We start from the raw sequence: 18,820 nt of genomic DNA, 5'->3' as shown, positions 1-18,820 counted from the left end.
TTGATATAAATTTCTTGTCTGATCACGCCTGATCAAAACTGAGCGCGAATCATTTGATGCATTGGTGAAGCAAGGATCAATTTGCTTTCACCTGATTAGTCTGTACTGCAATTTTTTCAGCCACTTCAGGCGCCACAACTCCCATAGAAACTACGTATTTGAGCGCCGTATCGACACTCATATCGAGTTCAATTGCATCCTTTTTGGGGATCATTAAAAAATACCCGGAGGTCGGGTTAGGAGTAGTTGGTACATACACGCTGATGAAGTCATCACCTAAATGTTGGCTGACATCACCGCTGGGTTTGCCAGTTAAGAATGCAATTGTCCATGAACCCTCTCTAGGGTACTGAATCAATAATGCTTTACTAAAAGCATTGCCGGATGATGAGAACAAGGTGTCTGAAACTTGTTTAACGCTGGAATAAATTGAGTTGACGATAGGAATCCGGTTCAACAAGGCTTCCCAAGCGGCAACCACATAGTTGCCAATGAAATTTTTGGTCAATAAACCAGTGACGAAAATAATCAACACGGTCAGTACGGCGCCTAGCCCTGGAATTTTGAAGCCTATTAAAGCTTCCGGGCGCCATTGTTCTGGTAATAGCAGTAGTGATTGATCCATGGTACTGATCACCGCATGCAATACCCAAGCCGTGATGGCGATCGGTACCAAAATCAATAAACCAGTTATAAAATATTTACGCATCGATCTGAGATCTTTTCGGGTGATTAAGTTGTGCCACTTATGCTGCTTTGTCGCTACTGCTTACAGTGCCAGCAGTGTTTGATGTAGTTGTTGCACTGCTATTGCTGTCGGATGCCGCTATAGCTGAGGTGGCGACATCACTACTTTTTTCTTCAGTTTTGGCACTGGCACCAGTTGCTGCACCTGTGCTCGCTTTTTCTGTATTCCCACCGCGAAAGTCTGTCACATACCAGCCCGATCCCTTTAATTGAAAGCCCGCCGCAGTGACTTGTTTCTTAAAGCTCGCTTGCTTGCATTCAGGACAAACCGTCAGCGGGTCTTCTGACATTTTCTGCAGCACATCTTTGGCAAAGCCACAGGCATCGCAGCGATAAGCATAGATAGGCATTTTTATCCTCAGGAAAACTTGTAAAACCCTGAATTATAACGGTTTACCTCGCGATTTCTACAAAAAACGCAGATACGCTAGTGAGTGGCCGCGCTATAACCGTGTCAGAACTGGTATAGCGCGGGCTTATTTCAAGCGTGTGACAAACTAAATTGCCGGGGCTTGGGGGCTGTGAGGCCTAAGTTGAGGCAATAGGGAACCGAGCAACATGCCCGCCAAACTCATTAATACGCCCACTAATTGCGGCGGCCAAAAATCTTCTGGCGCATTAATTTCTAACAAGATCCAAGAACTCAAGCCGAGAATGATAGACAACAAAGCACCTTGTTGCGTTGCGCGTTTCCAATACAAGCCGAAAGCCAAAGGAATAAACGCTGCCACCAGAGTCACCTTATAAGCGTTTTCTACCATTTTATAGATGCTCGCTTCCGTATTCATCGCAAATAAGGTCACGATGACGGTAAATATCAACACGACAATACGCATCATGAGCAGGAATTGTTTGTCCGTTTGATTCGGGAAGAAAGGTTTCAAAATGTTTTCTGAAAATGTGACGGATGGTGCAAGTAAGGTTGCGCTGGCACAGCTCTTGATCGCTGACAATAAAGCACCAAAGAACATGACTTGCGCAAACAAAGGCATGTGGGTCATGATCAGCGTTGGCAAGATCATCTGGGAATCGGTGTCGATAAGTTTGGCGACCATGGATGGATCAATCAGCGTCGCTGAGTAAGCCAGAAACATAGGAATAAAGGCAAACAAGAAGTACAAACTTCCACCTAATACGGCGGAATTCGCGGCCGCATTTTCAGATTTGGCGGAAGCAACGCGTTGAAAAACGTCTTGTTGCGGGATGGAGCCTAGCATCATGGTGATCCAGGCCGCGAAGAACCATAAAACTTCACGCGTGGTTGGCGCAGGCCAAAATTCCATCTTTCCTGCATTGACGGCGTGAGTAACGACGGCGCCAGCACCGCCAACCATATTCGAAACTTCCCAGCCCATATACAGCATACCGATCATGATGATGATCATCTGTAGGAAGTCAGTGATAGCAACGGACCACATCCCACCCATGAGCGTGTAAATTAAGACGCTACCCGCACCGATTACCATACCGGTGTTCATATCGATGGCACCACCAGAGACGACACTAAACACCAAACCAAGCGCTTTAATTTGCGCTGCGACCCAACCCAAATAGGACACCACAATGCAAAGTGACACTAAGATTTCAACAGTTCGACCATATTTGGCTTTGTAGTAATCACCGATGGTTAACAAATTCATTCGGTAAAGACGGCGGGCGAAAAATAAGCCAACGAAGATCAAACAGAGGGAAGAACCAAACGGATCTGCGACGACGCCTTTTAAGCCTTCTTTAACGAAGGTAGAAGAAATACCCAGAACTGTCTCTGACCCAAACCAAGTTGCAAATACCGTTGCCGTAACGATATACATAGGCAAAGAACGCCCGGCGACCGCAAAATCTTTCGAATTGTTGACATAACGAGCAGCGTAAAGTCCAAGGCCAACAGAAAGAACCCAATAAATGACGACCAGCCAAAATAGAGTATTCATGGAATAGATAACGATAGATAACAAAAAAGGGAAAATGACAGGATCGACGCAATATCACACAGGCGAGTCAAACATCACAAGGCCAGCGTCGGTTTTGCGTAAGTCCAAAGTTAAATAAATAATGCCCGCAAATAGTTCGCGGGCATTATAAGGCAATGCGTAAGGATAGCGACATTTCTGTACTAAAGCATGCTTATACTGTTTGCAATGCAACAAAAAATATCGTTATCTGAAAAATAGTTCTAGCGGTCTAACTAACTAACTAAGTATGTTCTGTATCTTTTCTTCAAGTGCCGCTTTACTGACGGGTTTCTCGATATTTCCTAGAAAATTCTGTCTGGATAGTTGGGCAACCAGTGAAGCAGAGTGGAGTACACGAGAACCTTGGCCTGACATCAGAACCACACCGCCTTTAAATTGCCGTTCCCCCATCGCACTCATGAACTCAAAACCATCAATGTCAGGCATTTGGATATCGCACAATAATAAATCCGGTTTAACAGATGCAGCGTCGAACGCGGTCAAGCCTTGCTTTCCACCAGTCGCGGTCGTAATTTTTTTGACACCCAATTCTGTTAGTAAATCTGATACAAAATCGACTTGAAATTCATCATCATCAACGATTAATACGCTCAGGTTTTCGTAACTTTTTGCCATATTTTTATCTTTCTCGGTCGTTTGCATTAAGAATTAGTTTTAAGATGATACATCTTAGAGCTAGTGTAAATTATTTTTCTTAAATTACTAGTCGCTAATAAGCACGGATCTCCAAAAAAGCTATGCTGGGTGTTGATCCTAACTGAGCTAGTTTCTTGAAACCGTCAGTAAGTTTGACTCAGTTTGACTCAGTTTGACTTACTGACGGCCTAATATAAAAATTCTTTTTTAGCTTGTTTCTCCCACTTAGTTTTCCAATCGATGAATTGTTCTGCTGGCATAGGCTGCGCAATAAAGTAACCTTGTACCTCGTCGCATCCAGATTCAGCGATTACATCCCAATCCTGTTGAGTCTCAACGCCTTCCGCCACCAGATTTAGATGAAAGATTTTTCCTAGCTGAATACTTGAATTGAGAATCGCTTTCGATGCTTCATCTTGGCTAGTGCCATGGACAAAAGCACGATCTATTTTTAATTCAGTAAACGGCAATTGTTTTAAGTTCTCCATTGCGGAGAACCCAGTTCCAAAGTCATCGATGGACAGGCCAAATCCCTTTAATCTTAAGCGCGTTAAAATTTCTAGACTAACAGTCAAGTTAGCCATCAATCGTGTTTCTGTCAGTTCCAAAATAAACTGAGAAGGGCGAATGCCAACCTTTTTCAGAATGGCTTCAAATTGCTCAGGTAAATCGAGTTGATTCAGATTGTCCATAGAGACATTGACAGCCAGTTTTAATTGATGGCCCTGGTTATACCACTTACGTAAATAGACGGCACTTTTTTCCAGAATGAGTTTACTCAGTTCGTCAATCATGCCATTTGCTTCCATTACAGAAATAAAAGCATTGGGCCCTAATAGACCTCGTTTGGGATGTCGCCAGCGTGCCAGGCATTCGGCACCGACCACGCGCCCAGTTTTGATTGACACTTTGGGCTGGAAAAAAACTTCAAGGCAGTCGTCTGAAAAACCCGCTTGTAATTCCGCCAGATTGAGTACAGTGATTTTGGATCTTTTAGTTCGTTCAGTTGGATTGGGTGATTGTTTGGCTAAGGAATCTAATAATTCGTTTTCAATTAAAGGTTTGCGCAGGGCACCAATTAGATTTAAGCCATAAGCTTTTACCAGATTTTCCGCCGCCTTCATGACGCTTTTATCGACGGCGCTTAAAATGATCACACTTCCTTTAAATGAATTTTCAGCCGCGATTCTCAAAAAGCTGATGCCATCCATGCCGGGCAGTGTTAAATCGCAGATCAGAATATCTGGCTCATAGGTACGTAACACCGCTAATGCCTGATTACCTTCGGTGCAATTCGATACTCGCGAAACGCCCAGTTTACGCAATACAGAACAAGTTGCCTCCATATCACCGATTTCATTTTCAAGTACCAGTACATGCAAATTTTCTTTGAGTTGACTTGAGAGACTGTGCTTCTGAACCGATGGCGTCGAAGCTGTCGCAATCGATGTGCTTACGAATTCTTTCGTTAATGGGACCGTGTTGACTTTATTGATCGCGTCGCCTGTTTTGTTCATGTTTGAAGCTTGAGTACTTGTATTGGATACTAAATACGCCTCAACTTCGCTTTTTATTTGATCAAATAATTGATGTAGTTGCGCAATGATTGGTGTGGCATCGTCGATTTTTCCTTGTGTTTTCAACTCTTCCAATTGATGACAAAGCGCGCCGAATTGCATCGCTCCCACTGTTCTGGCACTCGATTTCAATTTGTGGCCTAAGGCGCTTAAGCTGCTTAAATCATTTGCTTGTTTCGAATGCGCTATGTCAACCAAGCCAGCGTGCGCAGAATCAACAAATTTTTGCGCAAATTTGCCAATTTTTTCTGGAGAGTTGCCAACTAAACTTGCTAGCACCGTTAGGTCAATCGCCACATTTTTGGGTGGCGCTAACTTCACTACGCTACTTTCTATCGGCGCTGATGGAATTGGCGGCACAGGAGTTGTTTCGATGGCTAAAATCTTGTTTGATAAGTCGCCTAGCCAGCGGATCACAGTCGCATAAAGCAAATCTGGTGCAAATGGTTTTGCGATGAAGTCATTCATGCCCGCAGCCAGACAGTGCATACGATCCTGATTCATCGCATTGGCGGTAATTGCAATAATTGGCAGCTGCGCAAACTGCGGCATTTTTCTAATATGACGACTCGCTTCCAAGCCATCCATCACCGGCATTTGTATATCCATCAGGACACAATCGATGTGCTGATTTTCACTTGTTAATTGATTCAGTGCCAGTTGACCATCTTCAGCCAAAATGACTTGGCAGCCGGCTGCTTTTAATAACTCGCTGCCGACTTGCTGATTAAAGTCATTGTCATCCACCAGTAAAATCCGGATAGGCATTTGTCCGGTGATTTTTCTTAAGCGTTGTAGCGCGTCTTTATTCGGATTCGCTTGCTTGATCTGAATTGGTGGTCCTTTTATCTGTTCCAACATTGCTGTGAACCAGAATGTACTACCGTCGCCCAAGCGGCTATCCACGCCAACCTCTCCCCCCATCAGTAAGGCAAGTTGTTTACTAATCGCTAGACCTAATCCGGTGCCACCATATTTTCTGGTGGTCGAGCTATCCGCTTGTTCAAATGAGCGAAAGAGCTTGCTTTGCTGTTCTTCACTCATCCCGATGCCAGTATCGCTCACTTCAAACCGTACTAACCAGCCACTTGGGGTATCGTCGATTTTTCTGACATTAATCCTGATCTCACCTTGTTCCGTAAATTTGATCGCGTTATTCGTATAGTTAATTAAAATTTGGTTTAAACGATGAGGGTCGCCATGCATTTGGCGCGGTACGTCTTGATCAATGCTGGTGCGTAAACTGAGTTGCCTTCCAGCGACTTTGGTATTCATCATGGCAGAGAGTTTCGCCATCAAATCATCGAGGCTAAAGTCAATACCTTCTATCCGCATTTTGCCAGCTTCAATTTTTGAAAAGTCTAAGATATCGTCGACGATATGTAGCAGATGTTGGCCGGATAAATGGATTTTCTGCAGATAATCTAATTGCTTAGGATCTGTCGCACTGTTTAACGCGAGGTAGGTCATGCCCAATAATCCATTCATGGGAGTACGGATTTCATGACTCATATTGGCAATGAAGTTACTTTTCGCCCGATTGGCTTCCTCTGCCAACTCACGTGCGACTGCCAGTTCTTTCGTTCTGCTATCAACTAATTCTTCTAAGTGATGACGATGTTTTTCTAACTCTTCGCCGAGTTTCTTTTTCTCATTAATATCTTCTTGTGTCGAGACAAAATGTGAAATGCTGCCATCGGCCTGACGCAAAGGCGAGATGGTTGCATACTCGATCGAAATGGAGCCATCTTTGCGTCGATTAGTGAGCTCACCTTTCCACGTTTTTCCGGCGCGTATTGTGCTCCATAATGCAGAAAAAACTTCTTTCGGTGTTAAGCCAGAATTGAGAATGTTGGGATAGCGTCCTATTGCTTCTTGACGGCTGTATCCGGATTTACTCACAAAGGTGTCGTTGACGTATTCAATTTTCCCGATTACGTCAGTGATGATAATCGCTTCGGTACTTTGTTCAACTGCTTGTGAAAGTTGATTGAGCTGTGCTTCTGCCAGCAGTCGTTGCGTAATATCCTGAATTTGCGTCACGAAATTGACGGGTGTGCCATTCACGTCTCTGACGAGAGATACATTGACTTGCAACCAAACTAAGGTGCCATCTTTATGGTAGTAGCGTTTGTGTACTTCGTAGCGTTCAATCTCGCCTTGAATTAATTGTTGAACTTGCTGCTTATCGAGATATTCATCATCGGGATGGGTGAATTTTCTGGTGTACTGATGTAGCAACTCTGCATCGCTATAGCCAAACATATCGCAAAGCACACGATTGACTCTTAAGAACTTACCTTCAATATCAATTAAGGCCATACCAATCGGCGAACTGCCAAAGGCTTGTTCCATCAACGCATGGTTTAAACGGCGTTCTTCTTCCGCTTGCCGGCGTTCTGTGATGTCTTGTACCGTGCCTGTCAGGCGAATGATCTTGCCTCGCGTGTTTTTTTGCTTGCGGCCAGTTTTTGCCCAGATGGTGCGTAGACTGCCGTCGGGTAGAAATATCCTGTATTCAAAAGGCTGGTATTCATCACGCTCTTCAAACGCTTCCTTACAGGTGGCAATGACGATTGATTGGTCGCTGGGGTAGACCGTTTTTTTGATCATTTCAAACAAGTTGCCGTTGAATTCAGCAGGATCACGCTGCCAAATCCGTTTCATTTCATCTGACCAAGTAATTTTATCGGTACTTGCTTCCCATACCCAATGTCCGACATGTGTCGAACGCTCCGCTTCTAATAAATCATGCTCACTTTGCAGTAATGCTTCTAAGGTTTTTTTTCTTTCGGTGATGTCTCTTGTAATGCCGATATAGTGCGTGATTTGCCCAAGTTCATCGACCGCTGGTGTAATCGTGAGTTCGTTCCAAAAAATGCTTTGGTCTTTACGGTAATTTAGGATTTCGCCGAAGAATGGCGTATTCGCATTTAATGCTTGCGCAATTGCGGTGATCGTTGCGGGGTCAGTTAATGGACCTTGTAAAATGCCGCACGTCTTGCCGAAGATATCCTGTATGCCGTATCCAGTTTGCTGAGTGAATGCATCGTTAACTGACACAATTTTTCTATCGGGTGTCGATACAATCACACCTTGCGAAATGGCTTTTAATGCGAGATCGTTGATCTGTAACTTGGTTTCTGCTTGATGCTTGTACAGCGCCATTTGAATTACGGCACGTAATTCCTGATCCGAAAATGGTTTGGTGATGTAAGTGAATGCCTTATAACGATTACCACTCGTCATTGTTTCGTCATTACTTTTTCCCGTTAAAAAAACCACGGGTAACGCGTGTTGCGCGCGGATGTTTTCAGCTGCTGTAATGCCATCGATTTCACCCGTGAGTTCCGTGTCCATCAAAATGAGGTCTGGACGAAGTTCTCCTGCTAAACGAACTGCATTGGCGCCTGAGTTAGTTTGCCCAATCGTTTGATAACCAAATAATTCAAGTTTTAACTGTACGAATATCGCTACCAGTTCGTCACTTTCTACGATCAGAATTCTAGGTTTATTCAACGAAGACCACATTCAAAACTCCGTAGTAGCGGGTATAGAAAAAACCAAGTAGCGCAGATTGGTGGTGGTTGTAAGCTTAACGCCGCTACTGCGATAAACCAGAATGACAACTGTGCAGCATAAGCACGTGACGGTAGATTTAGAAGAAAGTAATTTCTGATTCTGTCGCATTCGTAGTGGCAGAAGCAGTCGATTTAGATTTGTCATGCCGACGTAATTCTTCCTCCATGGTATAGGTATCTTTCAAGCCCTCTACCCAGTCGTCTGTACTTGGAATAGTCGTTTGATGCAGATCTTGCGCCAGTTGTTCTAATTTGCTCATATCGTCTCGTACTACTTGTAATATCTGACTGATGCGATCTTGAAATTGCAAGGCAACCAATAAATTTTCAACATCGGTGCGAATGATATTGCCGTGATGCCGCATTTGTTCTGCGGTGTCACCCAAGGTTTGTACGTGCGATAAAACATCTCGCACCACATCGCCTGAAATCTCTAAGATTTTTTTATCTTGAACCGCGGAACGATCTGCGGTGGTGAGCGCCACTTTGGTCACATTGGAAATGTGATTGACTCTTTCCGCCATATGTTTGCCAGTCTCTGCTGAACGCTGTGAAAGCTTCCTGACTTCATCTGCAACCACCGCAAAACCGCGTCCTTGAGCGCCGACACGGGCCGCTTCGATCGCTGCATTGATCGCCAGCAAATTTGTTTGTGCGGCGATTTGTCCGACATCTTGCGCCATGCTCGACATGTCGCTAGTTGCTTTGGCTAAATCGCGAATACAGGTGAGCAACTCGTCTTTACTCTCTATCATTTGGGACAATGAATTAATCAGCGGCGCTAATTCTTTTTTGCATAGCTGGAGTAGTGTGATCGTCACGTCGGACTTTTGTATATTGTGGCGGTCAATATTGCTAACGCCTTCGAAGCCAGCTTTGTCGAGTTCGTTGACCATGGAAGCAAAGCTATTGATCAGATCATTGACGGAGTTTTCTGATTGTGTTCTGACTGATTCAACATGGGCTTCCCAAATTGGCAAGACATTCGTTAACAAATCACGTAATTCATTGACGGTATTGGCGCTGCTGCCTAGTTGTGCATTTTCGAAATCATCTGCATTTAACATCGCAAAACTGCGTAGCAGGCTGAGGACCAATAAACCAATCGCGATGGCAGATAAGGCAAATAAAGAAAAGCTCAGCAAGCTAGCTTGTCGCCACGCTAGTGTGAAGCTAGTGGCAATGCCGATGAACCCAGCCAGATAAGCAAAAGCTGGTTGACGAAAAAAATCTTTTTGCATAATGACTTATCCCAGGTAATGCTTGCATTAATTCACTTGTCGGTCGATAACTGAATATCGAAAACGGATTCTGTATGAAGCTCGATATCTGTGTGCGTCGTTTATTACTGTCAAAAATTTGAAGCGTCTAAAAATGGCTGGTGATTTGTGATACGAAGTCTTAATTCCTCTACAAATGATTTTAAACAATATTTTGCGCTTCTTGCATGAAAAAAACTGCGTCGTGGAAATTTTTTCTTGGCTAAGTTTTAGGAAGTTAAGTAATTAACAAATAGTTCCAGCGCTCAGTTTTATCGGTAAATCAGATGACGGATTTACCTTTACAGTAGTTTCTACTAGGAGACTCAGCGCTTTTTCCAAGGTTTCCATAGACATACTTGCTGCGCCAGGGTGATGACAAGCTTGTGAGGGCAAGTACGGAATGTGCACAAAGCCAGCACGTTTTAAATTTGGATGGGTGTTGGCATAATGCATCAAACCGTAAAAAACGTGGTTACAGACATAGGTTCCTGCGGTTTGCGAAATATTGGCTGGAATACTGTTATCTCGTAAATTCTTAAGCAATGCCTTGAGCGGCAGACTACTAAAATAGGCTGCAGGGCCGCCTACCACTATGGTTTCATCGATGGGTTGTGCACCGGCATTATCGGGAATGCGCGCATCATCAATATTAATCGCGATTCGTTCGATGCTGATATCCGCTCTGCCACCAGCCTGACCGATACAAATGGCGATCTCTGGTTGATGCAGGTCTAATAAAGCATGCAATTGTTTAATGGCATGACCAAACTCACAAGCTAATTGCGCAATCTGAATTTGATGCGTATTGCCGAATTGCCGCCCTTCGAATTGTTTGACAACTTCCCAAGAAGGGTTGATTGCTTCTTGATTAAAGGGGGCAAATCCTGTGATTAAAATGGTAGGCATAGGTGACATAGTCGACATAATTGGCAGAATTAGAAATTTACACAAGCAAGTACATCAAAATAATATTGCAAATTAAAACCGCAATCGCCGTGGGAATTTGATATTTGATGACCTGATATTTGTCTTTTAATTCTAACAGTGCGGCAGGGATGATATTGAAATTGGCTGCCATCGGCGTCATTAAAGTGCCGCAATAACCAGACAACATACCAATCGCCACTAGCGGTGCTGGACTAGCGTGATGTTGTTGTATTAAGAAGGGCAAGGCGATACCAGCAGCCATCACAGGGAATGCTGCAAATGCGTTTCCCATCACCATGGTGAACAGCGCCATACCAACACAATAAATCACGATCAGTGCGAGGCGGCTACTTGGATCTATCAGCATCGTGACTAAACTTTGAATCGATTGCCCGGTTTTAGCGGCGACAAACACGCCACCTAACATGGCCAGCATCAAAGGCAAGATCAATGCCCATCCCATCGCATCGACTAGGCGTCTTGATTCTTGTACCGCGACGACTGGCGTCCCTCCTGTAATTTGGTAAGCATAAATCAGGCTGACAAGACAAGCGATAGTCAAGCAAGCCAGCGTCAGGTTTTTTTGATCCAGTAAGAAATAATCCCCAATTCGCAGGTCTTTACCTATGCTACTTAATATAACGGTGATAATAGGTATCGCAATCGCTGGTAAAAAAAGCTTGTTTTTAAACTTGCGTGCGAATGCTGCTTTATCCCATTCAGCGTGAGTTTGGTATTGTCCGCTTCCAAGTAAATTGCTACCTGCGATTAGCGCCAAGAGCATAACGATGATGCCGAGAATTTTATAACTTAGTGGCTTGCCCAATGTCGCCACCATCGCATCGCCAAACAAAAATCCTATTCCGAATAAGAACCAAAACAAGCCAGTGGTATAGCGTTTAGGATTGCTACGATCGCACACACTCATCCACGCGATTGCCATGACGATGATGCCGATTAAATAAAAAACCACTTGTATGCTTAGTAGGCTTGACGCGGTTTGATTTAAGGCATTCATGCTTGTGCTCCTGCTTGCTCATCTGCTTGTGCTTTTGCTTGTGCCTGCTGCCAGACTTGAACGTCTCGCGCTATTTGTGCATCTAGCCACGAGAGACGAATTAAATGAATAATCAAAGCGCAGATTGCGGTCGGAATCGCCCATAAACCGATCATTAAGGGTTCAACATCGGTGATGCCATTTTCTTTTAGAAATCCGGTCATCAATAAAACTGCACCGAATGCGATAAAAATGTCTTCGCCAAAGAACAGCGCAACATTGTCACAAGCGGCAGCATGGGCAGCGATTTTCTGGCGCAAGCTATCTGGCAAATTGCCGTATTTGGATAAGGCAGCACCTTCTGCCATCGGAAACAATAAAGGGCGGACTGTTTGCGCTTGGCCGCCTAGGCTAATCAAACCAAGTGAGCAGGTGAACTGACGCAACACAAAATACAGCATTAAGATTCTGCCCGTTGTCGCGCTTCGTATACTCGCCACCCAAGTTTGTGCCCGTTCTTTCAAGCCATATTTTTCTAACAAAGCGATCACCGGCAAAATTAACATAATGCTGGCAAGCTGACGGCTATTCATAAATTTCTCGCCGAAAGTTTCTAATAGCAGACCGATATCCATACCAACCGCTAAGCCCGTCGCCAAACCAGCTGCAATGACCACCATTAAAGGATTAAAGCGCAGCGCAAATCCTGCAACGATGATAGGGATGCCGATGAGCGGTAGCCATAAATTACTATCCATAAGTTGTGTCTCCGGTTAGGTGTCTTTGATATTGATGGATGTCTTTGTGGGCGCAACAAATTTTGCTATCAATTTTCTGTCGATTTTCTGTAGATTATCCAGGCGCTAAGATTGACTACCAATTTGGTAGCCGCAAGCAATCAATTGTTGACGTATGCTGCTGAGTAGTTGCACTGCATGCGCGCCATCACCGTGTACACAAAACGTATCTGCTTTGATGTGAATGAGGTGCCCGTCAATACTGCACAATTCTTGATGGCGGATCAAACGCAGTACTTGTTGCACAGCTTCTTCGTCCTGGTCTATGCAGGCGTCGGCGAAGCGGCGTGCGCGTAAACTTCCATCGCTGTTATAGCGTCGATCAGCGAAGGCTTCTGCTTTGATTTTAATTCCAGACGCTTGCGCTAGTTGGAGTAAATTACTTCCTGCTAAACCAAACAAGCTTAGATTAGGGTCGCAATGCTGAATGACACGGATCAACACCTCCGCTAGCAAGGGATCGTCGGCCGCCTGATTATACAAAGCCCCATGTGGCTTGAGATGCGTCACACCATAGTTTTCTTGCTCAGCGATGTTGATTAAGTCATCGACTTGTTTGCATAATTGTGTGAATAGTAGCTCCGCTGGTGGATGTTGGGGGCTTCTGCCAAAATTATCACGATCTAAAAAACTGGGATGCGCACCAATTCTCACGCCATGGTCTTTGGCTAAGCGAATGGCAATACGCATGGTTTCTGCATCGCCTGTATGTCCGCCACAAGCGATATTGGCAGAACTGACGATGGCTAATATCGCGGCATCGTGTGCACCACCTTCCCCTAAGTCTGCGTTCAGATCGATCGTGCCGCGTGTTGTTTCTTTAGGTTTCAATATCGTTCGCTCCGTCGATTCTCGCTAATTCTCGATGCCACTTCTGCTGTGCGGCATGCGCAATCTCGGCATTGACTTCAATAAAACAGAAATGTTGTCCTATTGGTGTTTGCGCGATTTTCCATAAATCGGCTTCGATCACGCAGGCAATCCTAGGGTAACCGCCAGTTGTTTGACAATCGGCAAGTAAGACCATCGCTTGGCCATTGGCAGGCACCTGTACGACTCCTGGAAATACTGCATGCGATGCTAAGTCGCTTGAATCGTCGCGCAGGATGGGGTCACCAATCAGTCGATACGCCATACGATTACTTTGATTGCTGACTTTCCATGCTTGTTGCCAGAATTTCTTTTGTGAGCAAGCATTGAATTGTGCATATTCTGGACCGCGAATTGCACGTACTTCTGGTGTCCAGATTCTTTGTTGCACGCCGACTGAGCGATGAAAGAACTGAGCTTGGCCTAAGTCCAGCTGATCACCTTTCTGTAGTGCTCTTCCTTGATGTCCACCGATGTTTGCCTGTAAATTCGTGGCGCGCGAACCTATTACCGGTTCACTGATGATGCCGCCATCAATCGCCAGATATACACGAGATTCCTTGAAAGCACCTTGTAAGCGAAGGATTTGTCCTGCGCGGGCAAAATGTCGCCATGCCTTCGCCATGCTTTTGCCATCCAACACTGCACCGAAGTTAGCACCGCATAATGCAAACCAACTATCGCGGTGAAATTGTATTTCGAATGGACCGACCACAATTTCCAGTCCTGCGGCATGTTCCGGATTGCCGACTAATTTATTGGCTAGTTGTAGTGAGTAGCGATCTAAGGCACCAGATTGTGCGATGCCTAGGTGGCGATATCCGTGACGACCAAGATCTTGAACCGTGCTTTGAATGCCGGCTTTCAGCACACGGATGGAGGATGTCGGAAATTCGTCGGACATTACCAATGCTCCACAATGAAACGTACAACATCGCCTGGTTGAAGTAAGCTTGGTTGTGCGCGCTGTGCATCAAACAAAGTGACGCTGGTTTGACCAATAATTTGCCAGCCACCCGGGCTAGCTGCAGGATAGATACCAGTTTGATTGCCGCCGATACCGACCGCACCTGCCTCAATACGAATACGTGGCTCTGCTCTGCGAGGTGTCGTGAGCTGTGGCGCTAGTCCGCCTAAATAGGCAAAGCCAGGCTGAAATCCAAGAAAATACACCAGATAAGTGCCCGCGCTATGCAGTGCGATAATTTCATCTGGCTCGAGTTGGCAGTGTTCGGCGACAAACGCCAGATCAGGCCCATATGATCCGCCGTACTTCACCGGAATTTGAATTTCACGTGGTTCAAATTCTAGGGCTTTGGTGCTGTCAGCGAATGCGTGCAATTGCTTGAGAATGTGCTGTGCCTGAAATTTTTGTGGATCAAACAGAACAGTCAGATTGTTCATGCCTGGTACGATGTCGACATAACACAGCTGTTCACGTAGTTGTTGCGCAATACGCCAAATAATGCGTTGGCATTCCTCACTGATTTGTGGATCAAGGGACTGTAAAACAACAGCCCGTTCACCCAGCGAATAGCTCGTAAATAGCGCACTCACACTGGCGCTCAGTAGAGAAAATTATTTAGCATGCGGAATGTACCTACTCATGTGCATATTCATCTACTACCTATGTATTTACGTCGTGTCTAATGATCAGCTCGCTTGGCTTACCAACGGAAGCCCAGTTTCACACTAACCGTGTCACTGTCGCCGGTACGATCCACTTCCGCCGCTAAATTCATCAAGCCAAAATTCGCATTTAAACCAGCAAATAATTTATTGGCAGTCGTTGATTCCTTTTGTAGACCACCGACATTAGGTGTCAATTTCCCCCAAACGCGGCCAGCACCGACATAGGGTGTGAACATGACAAATCCTTTGGAGACGAGTAGCTCAACACTCGTGCTATTAAAGCCGAGTTGGCTAGCACCGGATATTGCCGAGTAGGCACCGCGCACGGCTACCGCTGGCAAGGCGACATTCCCCTCTAATAATGCATAGCGTGCTTCCAAGCCGATTAATTTGATATTCGAATCTGGAACCACACCTAAAGAAGCGCCAACATCAAGATTGAAAGGCAAACCTTTGTGAATATGGAATTTTGGAACAATCAAGGTAGATACGTCGGATCCGGCTTTTTTCCAGACACTTTTGTTTGCTAGCTGAGTGAAAGACACTTCAGTGCCGACGTCAAACCCAGTGATGCCTGAAGCCGCGGCAGGTGTCACGCCTTTATAACTAGCGGCGGAAGTGAAATCCGCGGCGAGTCGTTTGAATTCCGACTGACTTAAAGTTTTGAGTTGTGTAAAGTCGTTGTTTGCCGACACCAAACCTGAACAAGTAAGAAATAAACCAGCGCAGGCGACTTGCAGAACTTTTTTTGAAAACATAGAAACTCCAATCAGTTAATCATACGATCAGGACAGAACCGTAATGCATTCAAGCCTGAAAAACGCAAATTTTACCTTGCTGGCATGATTGGTAGTGGATATTTAATCATCTGACTTAATGCATAGTGAATTGTCGAAGAGCATAAACGACGTGCTTATGCATGTAATGTAAAGTCAGGCAATGTAAAGCACTGATTCTTGTCAGGAATGACGACCTGGGTATTTTTGAGCTGCGAGGCAAAGCGATGCATGACCTCTTCTTCACCATGCACTAACACTGTATGCTTAGCTTGAATTTTCGATTGCCAAGACAGTAATTCTGCACGATCTGCATGCGCGGAGAATCCATTGATGGTGTAAATATTGGCGTTGACGTCAATCTCTTCGCCGAATAAACGAACGCTTCTGGCACCATCGATGATTTGTCTGGCGAGAGTTCCTTTTGCCGCAAAACCGACAAAGATCACGCTGGCATTTTTACGCCACAAATGATGTTTTAAGTGATGCCTGACCCGACCGCCAGTACACATGCCAGAACCAGCCAAAATGACTGCACCGCTCGTGATGCGATTGATCGCCATGCTATCAGCAGCGTCACGGGTAATGTGCAAGTTGTTGAGATGAAATGGATCACGTTTTTGCTTGAGTAATTTAGCCGCCTCTTCATCGTAGCATTCGGGATGGTCGCGGAAAATTTCAGTAGCAGAAATCGCCATCGGAGAATCAAGAAACACATGCATCGATGCAGGCAGTTTTCCTTTTTCTACTCCTTCGCGCAGATACCACAAAATTTCTTGTGCACGTTCTAATGCAAACGTCGGAATAATGACGTTACCGCCATGCTGAAACGTATCACTGATTGCTTGATAAAATTCTTTGACGGAGGCATCCAGAGAGCGGTGCAGACGATCACCGTAGGTGGTTTCCATCACCACAACATCGGCTGGTGGCGGTACAACAGCATCGCGTAAAATTTTGCGGCCATTGCTGCCGATGTCGCCAGAAAAAACGACCCAGCAAGTTTTGCGCGCTTCTTTTAGTTCAAGATGAATACTGGCCGACCCTAAGATATGTCCGGCATCGTAAAAAGTAGCAGTGATGCCAGCAGCCACTTTGATTGCTTTGTTGTAATGCGCAATTCTGCCAAAATAGTCAAAACTGCGGGTGGCATCGTAAAGTGTGTAAAGCGGTTCTTCAGACAGCACTTTTTTTTGTGAGTGCCTTTGCTGTTTGCGTGCTTGCGATCTGGCATCAGCTTCTTGCAAATGTGCGGAGTCTAAGAGCACGAGTCTAGCTAGATCCTTACTTGCCGAGCTTGTGATGATTTCCCCTTTAAAGCCGCGTTTCACAAGCAAGGGAATTCGTCCACAATGGTCCAAATGTGCATGGGTTAGCAGCAAAAAATCTATGTCAGCTGGATTGAATCCAAAATCCTCAGCGTTTTCTTCAGACAGATCTCGTCCGCCTTGAAACAGTCCACAATCGATGAGAATTTTTTTTCCGGCGCACTCAATCAGGTGACATGAGCCGGTGACATCCTTGTTTGCGCCGTGAAATGAGATTTTCATGAGTTTTTCCTGATGAAAAATAGCGATAAGTTGCAATGAATAATGAGAAACAGCGATCAACCAACGAGCTAGTGTATGCCTGAATTGGCTAGACTGACATCATTCTTTATTTGATTCTGATCAAAGACACTTGCTACGGAATTGCATACGACTATTTCTTTCTTTGTTCGATGCGTCATTGTGCTTAATTTTTAAGCTAGGTTGAATACTAATTACATAGTCTTTCTTTAAGGTTTTTGGCGAAAGATTTCGAGGATGCATTCCAATCCTGACTTTTCCCGCTGCAATCGCTTGCGTGTGTTGGAGATTTTCACTATCTTCTAAGAGTAAAAAAACGATCATTCAGAAATATTTTTGAGTGACATTAAAAAACTTAGGAGACACCATGAAACTAGCACCATATCTTCAATCGAGGTTGGCATCATTTGCCTTGATTTGTTTGTCCACGCTGACACTCGCACTGACACCGGCTGCCCATGCCGATACGGTTACGGTATCGGGGGTTAAATTAGACGACACGGTACAAATTGGGTCGCAGACATTGAAATTGAATGGTGCTGGGGTACGCTACAAGGTCTTTTTCAAAGTGTACGTCGCCGCGCTGTATCTGCCTGAGGAAAAGAATACCACCCCTGAAGTACTGGCTTTGCCTGGTGCAAAGCGCGTTACCTTGGTGATGATGCGTGAATTGAGTAATGATGATTTAGGTCAGCGCTTTATGGATGGTTTGAGAAACAATCTGGATATGGATGAGCGCTCTAAGTTGATTAAACCAATGATTACGTTTGGCAAGATGTTCTCTTTGGTTCCTGTTTTGAAAAAGGGTGACATCCTCACGTTTGATTGGATACCTGGCACAGGTGTGGTTTGCCAGTTTAATGGTCAGAAAATTGGTGAAACGATCAATGATCCAGCCTTTTACAACGCGGTTCTGCGCATTTGGATAGGAAAAGATCCTGCCGATGACGCACTCAAATTGAAAATGTTGAACGCAAAAGCTGGTTAACATCTGCCCATCTGCCAATTTTGTGCCTAAAAAACACCAAGGCGCCTGATGGCAGCTTGGTGTTTTTTTCAAGATGACATTCTTCGCACGCAATTCGTCCTTAAGGATTTTAACGCTAGCTGTTACAATAGCGCCCGAAGCAGGCCAGACAATCGCTGGTTGCCGTGCTCACACGGTGACGGGAGGAAGGTCCGGACTCCATAGAGCAGGGTGACGGCTAACGGCCGTACGTTGAAATCCAAGGCGCAAGCTAAGGTATAAGGCGAGGAATAGGGCCACAGAGACGAGCGTATTTAGTTACGGTGAAACGCGGTAACCTCCACCCGGAGCAATTTCAAATAGGCACGCGTTGAGGTGGCTCGCTGAGCGTGCGGGTAGAAAGCTTGAGCGGCGGAGTAATCCGTCGCCTAGAGGAATGATTGTCATAGCGTGATGCAGCGATGCAAAGCGCCGTAACAGAATCCGGCCTACCGGCCTGCTTCATTTTTA

At 45.1% G+C, this 18,820-nt stretch carries 15 protein-coding genes and 1 other RNA gene; 2 read left to right on the top strand and 14 right to left on the bottom strand.

The window, feature by feature from the left end; translation table 11 throughout:
- Window positions 1–76: 76 nt before the first annotated feature.
- The 14 genes from H8K33_RS15750 to H8K33_RS15685 all read right to left on the bottom strand — a co-directional run bounded on the left by H8K33_RS15750 (window position 77) and on the right by H8K33_RS15685 (window position 17,325).
- Complete coding sequence (locus H8K33_RS15750; protein WP_186892006.1) at window positions 77–709, bottom strand: DUF502 domain-containing protein; 633 nt, start codon at window positions 707–709, stop codon at window positions 77–79.
- Between the two features lie 37 nt (window positions 710–746).
- Entirely contained in the window at window positions 747–1,097 is a 351-nt protein-coding gene (locus tag H8K33_RS15745; protein WP_186892005.1) for an FmdB family zinc ribbon protein, read from the bottom strand.
- Between the two features lie 147 nt (window positions 1,098–1,244).
- Window positions 1,245–2,678 carry a high affinity choline transporter 1 gene (locus H8K33_RS15740; protein WP_186892004.1) on the bottom strand — a complete coding sequence of 478 codons (1,434 nt, stop codon included), beginning with the start codon at window positions 2,676–2,678 and terminating at the stop codon, window positions 1,245–1,247.
- 258 nt (window positions 2,679–2,936) lie between these two features.
- The gene (locus H8K33_RS15735) at window positions 2,937–3,335 is read right to left on the bottom strand and encodes a response regulator (RefSeq protein ID WP_186892003.1); all 399 of its coding nucleotides are present in this window, start codon (window positions 3,333–3,335) and stop codon (window positions 2,937–2,939) included.
- Between the two features lie 209 nt (window positions 3,336–3,544).
- Window positions 3,545–8,464 (bottom strand): PAS domain S-box protein, encoded by a 4,920-nt coding sequence (locus H8K33_RS15730; protein ID WP_186892002.1) that lies wholly within the window; start codon window positions 8,462–8,464, stop codon window positions 3,545–3,547.
- 127 nt (window positions 8,465–8,591) lie between these two features.
- Window positions 8,592–9,755: a methyl-accepting chemotaxis protein gene (locus H8K33_RS15725; protein ID WP_186892001.1), complete on the bottom strand. Its 1,164-nt coding sequence runs from the start codon at window positions 9,753–9,755 to the stop codon at window positions 8,592–8,594.
- A 264-nt stretch (window positions 9,756–10,019) separates the two neighbouring features.
- Complete coding sequence (pcp, locus tag H8K33_RS15720; protein ID WP_186892000.1) at window positions 10,020–10,682, bottom strand: pyroglutamyl-peptidase I; 663 nt, start codon at window positions 10,680–10,682, stop codon at window positions 10,020–10,022.
- A gap of 37 nt (window positions 10,683–10,719) precedes the next feature.
- Window positions 10,720–11,721 carry a DUF979 domain-containing protein gene (locus H8K33_RS15715; protein ID WP_186891999.1) on the bottom strand — a complete coding sequence of 334 codons (1,002 nt, stop codon included), beginning with the start codon at window positions 11,719–11,721 and terminating at the stop codon, window positions 10,720–10,722.
- Entirely contained in the window at window positions 11,718–12,458 is a 741-nt protein-coding gene (locus H8K33_RS15710; protein ID WP_186891998.1) for a DUF969 domain-containing protein, read from the bottom strand. Before H8K33_RS15710 ends, H8K33_RS15715 begins: the two co-directional genes overlap by 4 nt.
- A gap of 105 nt (window positions 12,459–12,563) precedes the next feature.
- Window positions 12,564–13,328, bottom strand: coding sequence for a 5-oxoprolinase subunit PxpA (gene pxpA, locus H8K33_RS15705; protein ID WP_222613451.1), 765 nt, complete (start codon window positions 13,326–13,328; stop codon window positions 12,564–12,566).
- A complete protein-coding gene (locus H8K33_RS15700; protein ID WP_186891997.1) occupies window positions 13,318–14,271 on the bottom strand; it encodes a 5-oxoprolinase subunit C family protein in 954 nt (317 codons plus the stop codon). The genes pxpA and H8K33_RS15700 overlap by 11 nt, the downstream gene beginning before the upstream one ends.
- Window positions 14,271–14,924 (bottom strand): 5-oxoprolinase subunit PxpB, encoded by a 654-nt coding sequence (gene pxpB / locus H8K33_RS15695; RefSeq protein ID WP_186891996.1) that lies wholly within the window; start codon window positions 14,922–14,924, stop codon window positions 14,271–14,273. The genes H8K33_RS15700 and pxpB overlap by 1 nt, the downstream gene beginning before the upstream one ends.
- 110 nt (window positions 14,925–15,034) lie before the next feature.
- Window positions 15,035–15,757 carry a hypothetical protein gene (locus tag H8K33_RS15690; RefSeq protein WP_186891995.1) on the bottom strand — a complete coding sequence of 241 codons (723 nt, stop codon included), beginning with the start codon at window positions 15,755–15,757 and terminating at the stop codon, window positions 15,035–15,037.
- Window positions 15,758–15,912: 155 nt separating this feature from the next.
- Entirely contained in the window at window positions 15,913–17,325 is a 1,413-nt protein-coding gene (locus tag H8K33_RS15685; protein WP_186891994.1) for an MBL fold metallo-hydrolase RNA specificity domain-containing protein, read from the bottom strand.
- Between the two features lie 385 nt (window positions 17,326–17,710).
- On the opposite strand from H8K33_RS15685, the gene H8K33_RS15680 reads away from it, so the two are divergent.
- Together H8K33_RS15680 and rnpB are read left to right on the top strand one after the other, a co-directional pair.
- Window positions 17,711–18,331 (top strand): chalcone isomerase family protein, encoded by a 621-nt coding sequence (locus H8K33_RS15680; protein ID WP_186891993.1) that lies wholly within the window; start codon window positions 17,711–17,713, stop codon window positions 18,329–18,331.
- Between the two features lie 136 nt (window positions 18,332–18,467).
- Window positions 18,468–18,817: RNase P RNA component class A (gene rnpB, locus H8K33_RS15675), an RNA gene on the top strand.
- The last annotated feature ends 3 nt before the right edge of the window (window positions 18,818–18,820 follow it).

It is taken from the genome of Affinundibacterium amnicola, assembly GCF_014284275.1.
GTDB lineage: Bacteria > Pseudomonadota > Gammaproteobacteria > Burkholderiales > Burkholderiaceae_D > Undibacterium > Undibacterium amnicola.
Note: the sequence above shows the minus strand (reverse complement) of the source record. Positions and strands in the feature narration are given on the sequence as shown.